General features: G+C 72.6%; 14 protein-coding genes. 9 read left to right on the plus strand and 5 right to left on the minus strand.

The window, feature by feature from the left end; all coding sequences use genetic code 11:
* Positions 1-52 precede the first annotated feature (52 nt).
* Complete coding sequence (locus tag ACFZBB_RS20835) at positions 53-655, minus strand: class I SAM-dependent methyltransferase (protein ID WP_391124317.1); 603 nt, start codon at positions 653-655, stop codon at positions 53-55.
* Positions 656-764: 109 nt separating this feature from the next.
* On the opposite strand from ACFZBB_RS20835, the gene ACFZBB_RS20840 reads away from it, so the two are divergent.
* The 3 genes from ACFZBB_RS20840 (at position 765) to ACFZBB_RS20850 (ending at position 3,377) form a co-directional block, all read left to right on the plus strand.
* Positions 765-1,373, plus strand: a complete 609-nt coding sequence (locus ACFZBB_RS20840; RefSeq protein ID WP_391124320.1) for a helix-turn-helix domain-containing protein — start codon at positions 765-767, stop codon at positions 1,371-1,373.
* Positions 1,374-1,434: 61 nt separating this feature from the next.
* On the plus strand, positions 1,435-2,760 hold the full coding sequence (locus ACFZBB_RS20845; protein WP_391124323.1) for an MFS transporter: 1,326 nt from the start codon (positions 1,435-1,437) through the stop codon (positions 2,758-2,760).
* Positions 2,761-2,882: 122 nt separating this feature from the next.
* Entirely contained in the window at positions 2,883-3,377 is a 495-nt protein-coding gene (locus ACFZBB_RS20850; RefSeq protein ID WP_391124326.1) for an FBP domain-containing protein, read from the plus strand.
* A gap of 252 nt (positions 3,378-3,629) precedes the next feature.
* Here ACFZBB_RS20850 and ACFZBB_RS20855 read toward each other — a convergent pair whose 3' ends face one another.
* Positions 3,630-4,592, minus strand: a complete 963-nt coding sequence (locus tag ACFZBB_RS20855) for a zinc-binding dehydrogenase (RefSeq protein ID WP_391124328.1) — start codon at positions 4,590-4,592, stop codon at positions 3,630-3,632.
* 90 nt (positions 4,593-4,682) lie between these two features.
* Between ACFZBB_RS20855 and ACFZBB_RS20860 the strand changes: the two genes are divergently transcribed.
* Positions 4,683-5,165, plus strand: coding sequence for a MarR family transcriptional regulator (locus tag ACFZBB_RS20860; protein ID WP_391124331.1), 483 nt, complete (start codon positions 4,683-4,685; stop codon positions 5,163-5,165).
* A gap of 70 nt (positions 5,166-5,235) precedes the next feature.
* Here the strand turns inward: ACFZBB_RS20860 and ACFZBB_RS20865 are convergent, their stop codons facing one another.
* Both ACFZBB_RS20865 and ACFZBB_RS20870 read right to left on the minus strand, forming a co-directional pair.
* Positions 5,236-5,868, minus strand: a complete 633-nt coding sequence (locus ACFZBB_RS20865) for a TIGR03085 family metal-binding protein (protein WP_355334023.1) — start codon at positions 5,866-5,868, stop codon at positions 5,236-5,238.
* A gap of 65 nt (positions 5,869-5,933) precedes the next feature.
* Positions 5,934-6,878, minus strand: coding sequence for a hypothetical protein (locus tag ACFZBB_RS20870; RefSeq protein ID WP_355334020.1), 945 nt, complete (start codon positions 6,876-6,878; stop codon positions 5,934-5,936).
* A 117-nt stretch (positions 6,879-6,995) separates the two neighbouring features.
* On the opposite strand from ACFZBB_RS20870, the gene hisI reads away from it, so the two are divergent.
* Together hisI and ACFZBB_RS20880 are read left to right on the plus strand one after the other, a co-directional pair.
* Positions 6,996-7,409: a phosphoribosyl-AMP cyclohydrolase gene (hisI, locus tag ACFZBB_RS20875; protein WP_391124335.1), complete on the plus strand. Its 414-nt coding sequence runs from the start codon at positions 6,996-6,998 to the stop codon at positions 7,407-7,409.
* A gap of 9 nt (positions 7,410-7,418) precedes the next feature.
* A complete protein-coding gene (locus ACFZBB_RS20880) occupies positions 7,419-8,942 on the plus strand; it encodes an anthranilate synthase component I (RefSeq protein WP_355334017.1) in 1,524 nt (507 codons plus the stop codon).
* Positions 8,943-9,055: 113 nt separating this feature from the next.
* On the opposite strand, the gene ACFZBB_RS20885 is transcribed toward ACFZBB_RS20880, so the two are convergent.
* On the minus strand, positions 9,056-10,282 hold the full coding sequence (locus ACFZBB_RS20885) for a peptidase S8 (RefSeq protein WP_391124724.1): 1,227 nt from the start codon (positions 10,280-10,282) through the stop codon (positions 9,056-9,058).
* A gap of 541 nt (positions 10,283-10,823) precedes the next feature.
* Between ACFZBB_RS20885 and ACFZBB_RS20890 the strand changes: the two genes are divergently transcribed.
* The 3 genes from ACFZBB_RS20890 to ACFZBB_RS20900 all read left to right on the plus strand — a co-directional run bounded on the left by ACFZBB_RS20890 (position 10,824) and on the right by ACFZBB_RS20900 (position 12,412).
* Positions 10,824-11,423 (plus strand): TIGR02234 family membrane protein, encoded by a 600-nt coding sequence (locus tag ACFZBB_RS20890; protein ID WP_391124727.1) that lies wholly within the window; start codon positions 10,824-10,826, stop codon positions 11,421-11,423.
* A 128-nt stretch (positions 11,424-11,551) separates the two neighbouring features.
* Complete coding sequence (locus ACFZBB_RS20895; RefSeq protein WP_355334011.1) at positions 11,552-11,851, plus strand: HGxxPAAW family protein; 300 nt, start codon at positions 11,552-11,554, stop codon at positions 11,849-11,851.
* Positions 11,852-11,938: 87 nt separating this feature from the next.
* Complete coding sequence (locus ACFZBB_RS20900; RefSeq protein ID WP_391124338.1) at positions 11,939-12,412, plus strand: DUF2752 domain-containing protein; 474 nt, start codon at positions 11,939-11,941, stop codon at positions 12,410-12,412.
* Positions 12,413-12,565: the final 153 nt, after the last annotated feature.

Consider the following 12,565-nt stretch of genomic DNA (forward strand, 5'->3'; position numbering starts at 1 on the left):
GGTTTCCGTCGGCCGGCGCTCTCCATGTGCGGCGGCTGCGCTTTTTGACGGCTCAGTCCTGGCGGCGGGTGCAGACCAGCGCCGCGAGGTCCGGCGCGAGCGGTATCTCCACCGAGCGCAGCGCCGGGTGCTCCAGCCAGTGCAGCCTGGCCAGATCCGGGCTGCCCTCGTGCAGCGGCGGCCACCGCGCGGCGGGCGTGAAGTCGTCCACGACGAGGACGCCGCCGGGCCGCAGCAGCTCCACGGGATCGGCCGCCTCGTCCCCCTTCCCCTGGCCGCCGCCGTCGAGGACCAGCAGGTCGAAGGGGCCGTGCGCGGCGATGTCCTTCCAGTCGCCGCATTCGACGGTGACCTGCGGCGCGAGTTCCGAGAACAACCAGGCGGCCGTTTCGGCGCGCCCCGGATCGCGCTCGACGCTCACCGCGGTGGCGTCGTCCCGCATGCCCGTGACCAGCCAACCGAGCCCTACTCCAAGTCCCGTACCGGTCTCGCCGATACGGGTGGCGCCCGCGGCGAGCGCGCGCAGCAGGCGGCCCTGCTCGGGGCGGCAGGAGTAGGGGAAGCCGAGGTGCTGTGCGGTGCGGGCGGCGCGTTCGACCAGCGGGGGCAGGTCGCCGGGGCCGCGGAGGTGCGCGCGGGTGCCGTCGAGTGACATGCCCGACATCCTGCCGGGGGCGCCCGGTCCACTGCCGGTGAACAGATGAGAAAGAGAAGTTGCGCAAATTAAATTGCGCAACTTCTCTTTCCTAACTAGGCTGGTGGTCGTGCCAGAAAATGACGACGCCCCCCGGCCCCAGGCCCAGCGCATCACCGACCTCGACGCGCTGAAGGTCTTCACCCACCCGCTGCGCATCCAGCTCTACCGCCACCTGGTCACCTCGGGTGCCGCCACCGCCTCCCACCTGGCCGACCAGGTGGACGAGGCGGTGTCCCTGGTCAGCTACCACCTGCGCAAGCTCGCCGCCCACGGCTTCATCGTCGAGGCCCCCGAGAAGAGCACCGACGGCCGCGAGCGCTGGTGGAAGGTCTCCGCCGAACGCGGCTTCTCCTTCCGCAGTGGGGACTTCACGGACCGGCCCGAGGGCGTCGCCGTCGTCAACGAGGTCACCAGGCAGCTCCTGGCCAGCCGTTACGAGCGGTACGAGCGCTACCTGGCCCAGCAGGCCGCCTGGGCGGGCAAGTGGACCGACGCCTCCTTCAGCTCCGAGTACATGCCACGGCTCAGCGCCGCCGAACTCCACGAGATGGACGAGGAGATCACCGCGCTCATGCGCCGCTGGATCGACCGCGGCAAGGCGGCGGTCGAGGCGGGCGACACCGAGGGGCGGGAACTCGTGGCCGTGCAGATGTACGGATTCCCGTTCCGGGAGTGACCGCGGAAGGCCCCTGAGACCGCGCCCGACCCTACGTCGAGACCAGAGGAGGGCCGCCACCATGACGGCGACCGCGATATCCGCAACACCGCACGGCAGGCCCGCGCACAAGGACGGGAACGCCCTGCGCTGGCTGATCGCGTACACCGCGTCCATGCTCGGCGACTCCGTCTACTTCCTCGCCCTCGGCTTCGCCGCCGCCAAGGTGGCGCCGCCGACGCAGGTGGGCCTGGTGATGGCGGTCGGCGCGGTGCCGCGCGCGGTGCTGATGCTCGGCGGGGGAGTGATCGCCGACCGGTTCGGGCCGCGCAAGGTGGTGATCGGCGGCGACGCGGTGCGCTGCGCGCTGATCCTCGGCGCCGCGGCGACGCTGGCGCTCTCCTCGCCCGGCCTGTGGCTGCTGGTCGTGGTCTCGCTGCTCTTCGGCGTCGTGGACGCGCTGTTCATGCCGGCCGTGGGCGCGCTGCCGCCGCGGATCGTCGCCGCCGACCAGCTCACCCGGTTGCAGGGCATGCGGTCCCTCACCATCCGCTTCGGCACCATCGTCGGACCGCCGGTCGGCGGCCTCGCGATGGGGCTCGGCGGCGCACCGGCCGCCTTCGCCCTGGCGGGCGCGCTCTTCGCGGTCTCCGTACCGCTGCTGATCGCCACCCGCATGAGCCCGCTGCCCGAGGCGCCCGCCGGGAGCGACGGGCCCGAGGAGGGCGCGAGCGCCTGGCGGGATCTGCTCGACGGACTGCGGTACGTCCGCCGCCACCGGCTCGTCGGCCCGCTGGTCCTGTCCGCCGCCATCTGCGAACTGGGCCTGGTCGGCCCGTTGAACGTCGGCATGATCCTGCTCGCCCAGCACCGCGGCTGGGGCTCGTCCGGCTACGGCTGGATCATCGCGGGCTTCGGCGCGGGCGCCGGGTGCAGCGCGCTGCTGCTGACCGTACGGGGCCGCCTGCCGCGGGCCGGGGCCGTCCAGATCGGCGCCCTCTTCGCGGGCGCCGCGGGCGTCGGCCTGATCGGCGTGGCGCCCTCGCTGGCCCTCGCGGTCGCCGTCGCCGCGCTGAGCGGCCTGTTCTGCGGCATCTGCGGCAGCCTCGCGTACGCCCTCACCCAGTCGGCAGCCGACCCCGGCTACCTCGGCCGCGTGACCTCGGTGATGAGCCTCAGCAGCTTCGGCCTCGCCCCCTTGGCCTACCCGCTCTTCGGCGCCGCCGTCGCCGCCTGGGGCCCGGCCCCCGTCTTCCTCACCAGCGCCGTCCTCACCATGACCGGAGGCGTTGTCGGCCTCGCCACCCCCGCGATCCGCACCGCGGAACTTCCCCGCAGGAAGCCGGCCCCGCGCCCGGCGGCGGACGTGACGGCTGCCGCCGAGCCGGTGGCCGCGGGTCGGGACTGACGCCCGCTGAGCCGGTGGCCGCGGGTCGGGACTGACGCCCGCTGAGCCGGTGGCCGCGGGCCGGGACTGACGCCGAGAAAATGCTGTGACGTGCCCGGGGGCCTCCTGTTAGCTTCGCGCTCATGGACCCGCTCGGTGATGCGCAGATTCGCGGCTCGTTCGTCAATTGCTCCAAGGGGGAGGCGAAGCGGATCAGCCTGCCCAGGGATCTGGGCGACCTGCTGTGGAGCGACCTGGACTTCCTGGGCTGGCGCGACCCCGGCGCCCGCGACCGCGCCTATCTGGTGCGGCCCGGCGACGAGCCCGTGGGCATCGTCCTGCGGATCGCACCCGGCGCCCGGCGCAATCTGATGCGCAGCAGCCTCTGCTCCCTCTGCCTCACCGGCCACTCCGGCGGCGGCGTCGACCTCCTGGCCGCCCCCCTCGCCGGCGCCGCCGGCCGCCAGGGCAACACCGTCGCCCTCTACATGTGCGCCGACCTCGCCTGTTCCCTCTACGTCCGAGGCAAAAAGAGCTCCGCCCTGGTCAAACGGCTCGAGGAGACCCTCACCCTCGACGAACAGATCGCCCGCACCCTCCGCAACCTCGACGCCTTCCTCGCCAAGGTCGTCGCCTAGCCGAACGAACGGCGGTGCGCCGATCTTTTGCTTTGAGGGGCACGCCCCCTGTGCCCTCCCCTTGCGCGGGAGGTTGCCTACCAGGGGTGTTGGGGGTGCCTCTCGGCCGAAGGCTGGGGGAGGAACTGCGCGCTCAGGCACGGCGGTGGTGCGGCTTTGAGAACCCGCCCCATCGGGGCAGATGCTGTTGTTATCGGGCTGAAAGCCCGGTGGTGGCTGAGCGCGCGTCCTCCCCGGCCTGAAGAAGCCGGGTCACGCGGTCGGCGCGAGGACGAGCCGGCGGCCCGGCTCGACGGGAGCCGTCCAGGCGCGCTCGACCTCGGAGAGGGAAACGGCGTCGGCCGCGACGGAGAAGACCCCGGCCGTGAGCTGAGCGACCAGCGAAGGAAGTTCGGCGACGATGCCCGCGGCGGTGAGGGAGCCCTGGCCACTGCCCATGACGCGGAGATTGGCGGCGCGCAGGACGAAGGACGGCAGGGTGATGTCGGGTCCGGCCGTGGAGCCGATCTGGATCCAGTCGAGGGCGGCGGCGCGGTCGGTGCGGCGGGTGAGCAGCGCGGGGAGGGCCCGCTCGGTCGGCGAGCCCCAGGTGTAGTCGATCACGACGTCCACGTCCGCCGCGGCCTCGCCGAGCCGGTCGGCGGCCTCCTCGGGGTCGCCCGCGAGGGAGACCACGTCCGTGGCGCCGAGGCCGCCGAGCAGGGCGAGCCGGTCGGCGTCCCGCCCGGCGGCCACGACTCGCTCGGCGCCGAGGTGCCGGGCGATCTGTACGGCCATCTGTCCGGCGTTCCCCGTCGCGCCGAGCACCAGCACGCTCTGGCCCGCCCGGAAGGAGATCCGGCGGCGCAGCGCGACCCACGAGGACATGGCGGGGTTCATCGCCGCCGCGACGATCACCGGGTCGGCGTCCGCGGGCAGCGGTACGGCGCGCCGCAGGTCGACCAGCGCCCGCTCGGCCATGGTGCCGGGCACGTCGTCGTCGGCCACGAAGTACACCGAGCTGCCGTCGGGCAGCCGCCCGACACCGTCCACGCCGGGGATCAGCGGCAGCCGCCCGTCACTGGTGTAGTGCGTGCCGTTGGCGCCGGAGCGGACCCGCGGGTGCAGTCCGGCGGCGAGCACGTCCACCAGGACGTGCCCCTCGTCGGCCTTCGGGGTCTCGAACTCCTCGTAGCGCGGCGGCTGGTCGAACGAGCGGACGACGGCGGCGTGCATGACGGCTCCTCGGAGGCGGGTACGCAGGATTAGTACGTGACACCAACCAAATTAATTGGTGCCACGTACTAAATCAAGTACGATGAGGCCATGCCACACGACGCCGCCCCCGCCGCACCGTCCGCCCGAGCGCACGACGAACCGCCCGCGCACGCGGCTGACCTGGGAATCGTCGACGCTCTGGCGCAGCTCTCGTTCCTCGTGCAGAACGCGCTGGGGAAGGTCGCGGCCGAGCTGGGCCTGTCGGTCATCCAGCTGCGCCTGCTGGGCGTGCTCAGGGACCGGGAGCCGGGCATGCGGGAACTCGCCCGCCATCTGGAGCTGGACAAATCCAGCATCACCGGCCTGGTCGACCGGGCCGAGCGCCGCGGTCTGGTCCGCCGCACCCCCGCGCCGCACGACGGCCGCGCCGTACAGGTGTCACTGACCGACGAAGGGCGGGCGGCGGCCCGGGCGCTGGAGGCCGACGCCGATCGGCGGATCCGGGCGCTCGCGGCCGACCTCACCGACGAGCAGTGCGCCGCCCTGTCCCTGCTGGCGAGCGCTGTGGTGTCCGGCAACAGCGCCCTGTGAGAAGCCCAGGGTCGACGGGGCCGAGGCTCTATCGCCCGCCCAAGCGGCGGACGCGCTGCCGCCTACCGCGTCACAGCCCGAGCTTCGCCGCGTACAGCCGCGCCACCGCGTCCTTGTCGCCGTCCACCTCGACCTCGGCGGCGTCCTGGCGGCCGAAGACGAAGATCGTCAGCTCGGACGGCTCACCAGTCACGGTCACCACGGGAGAGCCCTTGCGGGCGACGGCGGTCTGGCCGTTCGGACGGCGCAGCACCAGGCCGACCGGGGAGCGGCGGCCCGCGAGCCGGGCGGCACGCTCCAGCCGCGCCCACAGCGTGTCGGCGAAGACGGGGTCGATGGCACGCGGCGTCCAGTCGGGCGTGGCACGCCTGACGTCCTCGGCGTGGACGTAGAACTCGACGGTGTTGGAGGCCTCGTCCACCTGCTTGATGGTGAAGGGCGACATCCGCGGCGGGCCGGTCCTGATGAGCTGGATCAGCTCTTCGTACGGCTTTCGCGCGTACTCCTTGCGGACCCGTTCCGCGCGGTCCTTGAGCTGCGGGATGACAAGCCCCGCCGCCGCGTCACCGCGCCGTTCGCGTACCACGACGTGCGCGGCCAGGTCGCGGGTGGACCAGCCCTCGCACAGCGTCGGGCCGTCGGGTCCTGACTGCTCCAGCAGATCGGCGAGGAGCAGACGTTCGCGCTGGGCATGTGTCGACATGACCCCAGATTAACGGCCTCTTGGCCGATACGTCCGCTCCCCGCCCCTGCCGCCCCCGTGAGGCGTCAGCCCAGCGGAGCGTAGAGCTTCTTGCTGTTGGTGCCGTTGTTGAGCGTGAGCGAGCAGGTCACCGTCTTGCGGCCCTGGAGCTCGTAGGTGGTCAGCTTCGGGAAGAGCGCGTACGGGTAGTACAGCCGCCCGTCCGCGGGGAGGTGCTTCTTGGCGTCGGCCGTGCACAGCTCCAGCGCCTTCGACTGGATCTCCGAGTCGGTGCTGAAGGTGCCGGACAGCGTCTCGTTGGCGACGACCTGGCCGTCGTGCGCGGAGCTGCACGACTTGGTGGTCACCGTGTCGACGGTCGGCGTGAGGGTCGGCGCGTCGAAGCACTTGCCCGGCGAGAGCACCACGTACGGCACGACCTTCTCGGTCGGGGTGATGCTCGGGAAATCGGTGAACGGGTCGTCGGTCGGGGTGTCGAAGGTCGGGGTGTCCGACGGCAGCGTGAAGCTGGGCGTCGGCTCCGTGAAGGACGGCATGGACGGCAGTCCTGACGGCAGACCGCTGATCGACGGCGTCGGCTTCGCGTCGTTCTTGCTGTCACTGCCGCCGGAGACGGCGACCGCGGTGCCGATACCGCCGATCACCACGACCGCGGCTATCGCGATCAGCACATTGCGCTTGGTGTTGTTCGGCGGCGGCGGGGGCGGCGGGTAGCCGCCGGGGCCCTGCGGGTAGCCGTAGCCACCGGGCGGAGCCGGCGGTCCGGGCGGCCCCGGCTGGCCGTAGCCGCCCTGCTGACCGTAGCCCTGCTGGCCGTATGGACCTGGCGCGGCCTGCGTCGGCTCCTGCGGATAACCGTAGTTCTGACCGCCGCCTTGTTGCGGATAGCCATAGCCACCGTCAGCGGGCGGCGGGGGAGGAGGGGGGCCGAAGCCCTGCGGTGGCCCGAAACCGCCTCCTTGATCCGGAGGCGGCGGCGGTCCTTCTTGCGGCGGTGGTGGAAAACCCATGCAGGCAGGATGCCCCATACGGGTGACATGAGCGAGCGACAACCGGATGGTGGTCAACTCACTTGCCCTCTTTGCCGGTTATTGACACTTTTCGAGTTCTTGATATTCGGCGGCAGAATGGTCACCATGCCCGCCACCGCACTCGACCCAGCAGTCGCCGCCCGCCTCAAGCGCACGGCCGACGGACTCGTACCCGCCATCGCCCAGCAATACGACACCGGTGAAGTGCTGATGCTGGGGTGGATGGACGACGAGGCCCTGCACCGCACCCTCACCACCGGCCGCTGCACCTACTGGAGCCGCAGCCGCCAGGAGTACTGGGTCAAGGGCGACACCTCGGGCCACGTCCAGCACGTCAAGTCCGTCGCGCTGGACTGCGACGGCGACACCCTGCTGGTGAAGGTCGACCAGGTCGGCGCCGCCTGCCACACCGGCGACCGCACGTGTTTCGACGCCGACGTGCTGCCGCTCGGCCAGCCGGTCCGCGCTGCGCCGTACCGGCCGCTCCCGGCGCCCGGCCGTGACCACTAATCTCGGCTCATGGACCTTGAGACCTTCCGCAAGCTGGCGGTCGACCGCCGGGTGATTCCCGTGACGCGCAGGCTGCTCGCCGACGGCGACACTCCGGTCGGGCTGTACCGCAAGCTCGCGGGGGAGCGGACGGGAACGTTCCTGCTGGAGTCGGCGGACGGAGGCACCTCCCAGGCCGAAGGCTCCGGGGGAGACCGGACGTGGTCGCGCTACTCCTTCGTCGGCGTACGGTCGGCCGCCACGCTCACCGCGCGCGACGGCCAGGCGCACTGGCTCGGCACGCCGCCGGTCGGCGTCCCGGTCGACGGCGACCCGCTGGAGGCGCTGCGCGTCACCGTCGACGCCCTGCACACCCCGCGCGACCTGGCGGCGGGGATGCCGCCCTTCACCGGCGGCATGGTCGGCTACCTCGGCTACGACATCGTGCGCCGCCTGGAGCGGATCGGCGAGCGGACCCGCGACGACCTGCGGCTGCCGGAACTGACCATGCTGCTCACCTCCGACCTCGCCGTCCTCGACCACTGGGACGGCACGGTCCTGCTGATCGCCAACGCGATCAACCACAACGACCGCGACACCGGGGTGGACGAGGCCCACGCGGACGCCGTCGCCCGCCTCGACGCCATGCAGGCCGACCTGGCCAAGCCGGTCGAATACGTCCCCGTCGAGCTGCCGCCGTCGGAACTGCCGGAGTACACCGCCCTGTGGGGCGGCGCCGCCTATCAGCGCGCGGTCGACGACATCAAGGAACGTATCCGCGCGGGTGAGGCCTTCCAGGTCGTCCCCTCGCAGCGCTTCGAGACCCCGTGCACGGCCAGCGCGCTCGACGTCTACCGCGTCCTGCGGGCCACCAACCCCAGCCCGTACATGTACCTCTTCCGCTTCCCCGGCGGCGAGGGCGGCGATTTCGACGTCGTCGGCTCCAGCCCCGAGGCCCTGGTCAAGGTCGAGGACGGCCGCGCCATGGTCCACCCGATCGCGGGCACCCGCCCGCGCGGCGCCACCCCGCGACAGGACACCGCGCTGGCCGAGGAACTGCTGGCCGACCCCAAGGAACGCGCCGAGCACCTGATGCTGGTCGACCTCGGCCGCAACGACCTGGGCCGCGTCTGCGAACCCGGCAGCGTCGAGGTCGTCGACTTCATGTCCGTCGAGCGCTACTCCCACGTCATGCACATCGTCTCGACCGTCACCGGCCAGGTCGCCGAGGGCCGTACCGCCTTCGACGTGCTCACCGCCTGCTTCCCCGCGGGCACCCTCTCCGGCGCCCCCAAGCCGCGCGCCATGCAGATCATCGAGGAGCTGGAGCCGTCCCGGCGCGGTCTGTACGGCGGCTGCGTCGGTTACCTCGACTTCGCCGGTGACTCCGACACCGCCATCGCCATCCGTACGGCGCTGCTCCGCGACGGCACCGCCTACGTCCAGGCCGGGGCCGGTGTCGTCGCCGACAGCGATCCGGTGGCCGAGGACACCGAGTGCCGCAACAAGGCCGCCGCCGTCCTGCGCGCGGTGGCCACGGCCAACCGCCTGTGACGGTCGGCTTCCGAAGGCGGTCGGCCGGTCTTCGAGGGGCGTGAGCGACGAGCCACGACGTGCGCGCACGTCGTGGCTCGTCGCGCGGTTCCTCGCGCGCTTAGGGGGCGCAGTCAGCCCGCGAAGGCCGCCGTGCCGTTCGGCGTGCCGAGGCCCGTCGGGCCGTCGAAGCCGCTCACGCCGGTGCACAGGTACGAGCCGCCGCACGAGCCGTTCGAGCCGCTGGCCACGTCGTTGAGCGCGTCGGAGTGCGCGTAGGGGAACGAGGCGGGGTAGGACCCGGCCGAGGGCGCCCCGGCGAGGGCGTAGACGGCCGCGATCAGCGGCGACGAGGCGCTGGTGCCGCCGAAGACCTCCCAGCCGGTGTCCGAGCTGTACGTGTCGTAGACGGCGACGCCCGTCGCGGGGTCGGCGACCGCCGAGACGTCGGCGATGGTGCGCTTGCCGCAGTCGGCGTCGGTCTGCCAGGACGGTTTGGCGTCGTAGGAGGAGCAGCCGGAGCCGGTGCCCGTCCAGACGGACTCGGTCCAGCCACGGCTGGAGGAGTCGCTGGTGAGCGAGGTGCCGCCGACGGCGGTGACGTACTGGGAGGCGGCCGGGTACTCGGCGCCGTAGCCGCTGTCACCGGCGCTGACGGTGATGGCGACACCGGGGTGGTCGAAGTACGAGCTGTCGTACGACGGGTCCGAGGAGGACTCGCCGCCGCCGTAGCTGTTGGAGACGTATTTCGCGCCCAGCGACACCGCGGTGTTGACGGACTCGCCCAGGTTGGTCATCGAGGAGTCGTCGGCCTCGACCAGGAGGATGTGGCAGTCGGGGCAGGCGGCGCTGACCATGTCGAGGTCGAGCGATATCTCCTCGGCCCAGCCCGCGTCGGCGCTCGGCAGCGAAGAGGCGCTGCCGGACTGGCCGACCTTCGAGAAGCAGCCGTTGTCGGTGGTGCAGGCGGGCAGGCCGTACGTGGAGCGGTAAGTGGCCAGATCCGCTTCGGCGTTGGGGTCGTCGTACGCGTCGACGATCGCCACGGTCGCGCCGGACCCGCCGGAGGAGGGCAGGGCGTACGCGCTCTGGAGATCGGCCGGGCCGAAGCCGGAGGGGGCCGCGGCCGGGTTCACCGAACCGGTGGACTTCTTGAGCGTGTTGACGCCCTGGGTGACCTTGAGCGCCTTGCACGCCATCACGTCCGGATGGGTGCTGACGGCGCAGGAGCGCGCGGTGCTGACGCCGTGCGCGGCGGGGGAGGCACCGGCGTACGGCGCCAGGGCCAGCCCTGACAGGGCCAGTCCGGCGGCGGCGGTGACCGCGAGCGCGGTGCGGCGGGCAGTGGGTGTGAGGGTGATCGAACGCAACTATTGCCTCCTGTGGGGGTGAACCGGGGGCTTGTGGGATGCGTGACAGGTGGTGCCATTGGTGCGAGTTGACATCAGTGGGACGGCCGAGAACGTATGGTGACGAGCGCACGCCAACAAGGAGGGGGCTGGAAGCTATACCTCCGCTTTACTTGTGACGTAAGGGAGTTGGGCAAGGCATTGCCTGGTGCTGACCTCCCGACAGGTGTGAAATTGAGTCGTCCCGGTGTGGTGTGCGATGGCCGTTCCGTACCGCTTCGGGGCCATTCGGGACCGATCGCCACGGCGTGTTTTCAGCCGCGCGCCGCGACCCCCGATCCGGCCGCCCGGTGCCCCCGCCGGACGGGCCGCCGCGCCGACAGGCGATAGTGGTGGGGTGAGTGCCGTCCCTCAGCCCCGCGCTGACCAAGCCGTCGAGACCGAAGCCGCGACCGACCGCGAGACCGAGGTCGAGCCCGACCGGGCGACCGAAGCCGGGCCTGAGCGCGGTACCGGCCCCGGTGCCGCGCCCTCGGCCGCGCGGCGCACCGCCATGCGCGTCCTCGCCGTCGCGCTCGCGTGCGGCGTGATCGGCGCCAGCGTCGTGCTGCTCGCGGCGGGCAAGACCTGGGCGCGCGGCACCGTCGCCTTCGGCCAGGGCACCCTCCCGGTGCACGCCACCGGCAGCCAGGCCACCGCGCTGCCCGGCGCGCTGGCCCTGGTCGGCCTGGCCGCGCTCGTCGCCGTCTTCGCCGTACGCCGGATCGGCCGCTACGTCGTCTCCGGGCTGCTCACGCTCTCCGGCCTCGGCGTGGTCGTCGTCGTGCTCGCCCGCCGCGCGGCCACCGGCGCCCTCAACGAACGGGCCGCCGCCGCGTCCGGCCTCACCCGCGCCACCGCGGGCCACACGAGCACCACCGGCTGGCCGCTGGTCGCCGTCGCCGGCGGCGTCCTGCTGCTCCTCGCGGGCCTGCTCGCACTGCGCTACGGCCACGCCTGGCCCGCGATGTCCAGCCGCTACGACCGGCCGGGCAGCCGCCCCTCGCTGCGCGGCAGGGCCGCCGCCGCGCCCGCGCCGATCGACCCCGACCGGGCCGAGGACCTGTGGAAGGCGCTGGACCGGGGCGAGGACCCCACGCAGGCCCCCGGCTGACCGGTCCCGCGCGTACCGTGCCCGCCCGTTCCACCCCCGTGCACGGCAACCCCGGAACACGCGCAACAATGGAAGACGAAGTCGGCGGCGAAAGGACGCCGCCGACCGAGAGGATTCAGGGAGCACTCATGGCGGTCCATCACGACCACGGCCACACCCCCGCCGCGTGGACCGGCTCGATCATCTCGTTCATCGGCTTCTGTGCCGGAGGCGTGTTCATGGTCGCCGCCCAGCCGGTCCCCTTCTGGGCGAGCATGGGCGTCATCCTGCTCGGCCCCGTCGTCGGCGGTGCGATGAAGCTCATGGGCCTGGGCAGCAAGGAGTCACCCGAGGTACGGGTCGCCCGCGCCCACGCCGCGCAGGAGGTCCGCACCCCGGAGGGGACGACGCACACGGAGTCGCCCGCTGAGGCGCCCGCCAGCGCCTGACCCCACCGGTCCCGCCCGCCGGGCGCAGCCGCCGACCTCCGGGTCCGCGCGCTGCGCCTTCGTGCGTCCGGGGGCAGAATCGGCGATGTGATTCACGACACAGCAGGTCGGGCCGCAGGCCGGACCCCCGCGGCGGCGCGCGGTACGGCTCCCGGAGCGGCCCTCGGCGCCGCCTCGCGCGCCGCCGTACCGCTCGCCCTCCTCGGCGTGGTGGCGGGCGCCTTCGCGTACGTCGGCGCCGTCGACCCCAACACGCCCGGCCACTACCCGGCCTGCCCGCTGCTGCACTACACCGGGATCTACTGCCCCGGCTGCGGCGGCCTGCGCAGCGCCTACGCCGTCGCCCACGGCCACCTCGGCACGGCGCTGGGCTGCAACGCGCTCGCGGTGGCCGGATACGTCGTCTTCGCCGTCGTGTGGGCCGTCTGGTTCACCCGCAGGCTGCGCGGCAGACCGTTCGAACCCGTGCTGCGCCCGGCGTACGGGAAGGCGCTCCTCGCCCTGGCGCTGGTCTTCACCGTTGTCCGGAACCTGCCGTTCGGCGCGGCGCTGATCCCGTGACCCGCCCGCCTTCCGGGGCATGTTTGTCCAGGTGGTGGGACCGCGAATCCCCGGATGCGGGCACTGCGCCCGGCGCCCGATACCATCGGAGTGTCGGTGGTTCCCACCATTGGCTTGATCATTTCGCTGTACGAACCCGGTCCGGAAGGGGAG

The sequence above is a fragment of the Streptomyces sp. NPDC008139 genome, assembly GCF_042957025.1.
Taxonomy (GTDB): domain Bacteria; phylum Actinomycetota; class Actinomycetes; order Streptomycetales; family Streptomycetaceae; genus Actinacidiphila.

What these genes read in the sequence shown, in the direction of transcription:
- ACFZBB_RS20835 (WP_391124317.1), bottom strand. Translation starts at nt 655, where the DNA reads ATGTCACTCGACGGCACCCGCGCGCACCTCCGCGGCCCCGGCGACCTG.
- ACFZBB_RS20845 (WP_391124323.1), top strand. Translation starts at nt 1,435, where the DNA reads ATGACGGCGACCGCGATATCCGCAACACCGCACGGCAGGCCCGCGCAC.
- ACFZBB_RS20850 (WP_391124326.1), top strand. Translation starts at nt 2,883, where the DNA reads ATGGACCCGCTCGGTGATGCGCAGATTCGCGGCTCGTTCGTCAATTGC.
- ACFZBB_RS20855 (WP_391124328.1), bottom strand. Translation starts at nt 4,592, where the DNA reads ATGCACGCCGCCGTCGTCCGCTCGTTCGACCAGCCGCCGCGCTACGAG.
- ACFZBB_RS20860 (WP_391124331.1), top strand. Translation starts at nt 4,683, where the DNA reads ATGCCACACGACGCCGCCCCCGCCGCACCGTCCGCCCGAGCGCACGAC.
- ACFZBB_RS20865 (WP_355334023.1), bottom strand. Translation starts at nt 5,868, where the DNA reads ATGTCGACACATGCCCAGCGCGAACGTCTGCTCCTCGCCGATCTGCTG.
- ACFZBB_RS20870 (WP_355334020.1), bottom strand. Translation starts at nt 6,878, where the DNA reads ATGGGTTTTCCACCACCGCCGCAAGAAGGACCGCCGCCGCCTCCGGAT.
- hisI (WP_391124335.1), top strand. Translation starts at nt 6,996, where the DNA reads ATGGTCACCATGCCCGCCACCGCACTCGACCCAGCAGTCGCCGCCCGC.
- ACFZBB_RS20880 (WP_355334017.1), top strand. Translation starts at nt 7,419, where the DNA reads ATGGACCTTGAGACCTTCCGCAAGCTGGCGGTCGACCGCCGGGTGATT.
- ACFZBB_RS20890 (WP_391124727.1), top strand. Translation starts at nt 10,824, where the DNA reads ATGCGCGTCCTCGCCGTCGCGCTCGCGTGCGGCGTGATCGGCGCCAGC.
- ACFZBB_RS20895 (WP_355334011.1), top strand. Translation starts at nt 11,552, where the DNA reads ATGGCGGTCCATCACGACCACGGCCACACCCCCGCCGCGTGGACCGGC.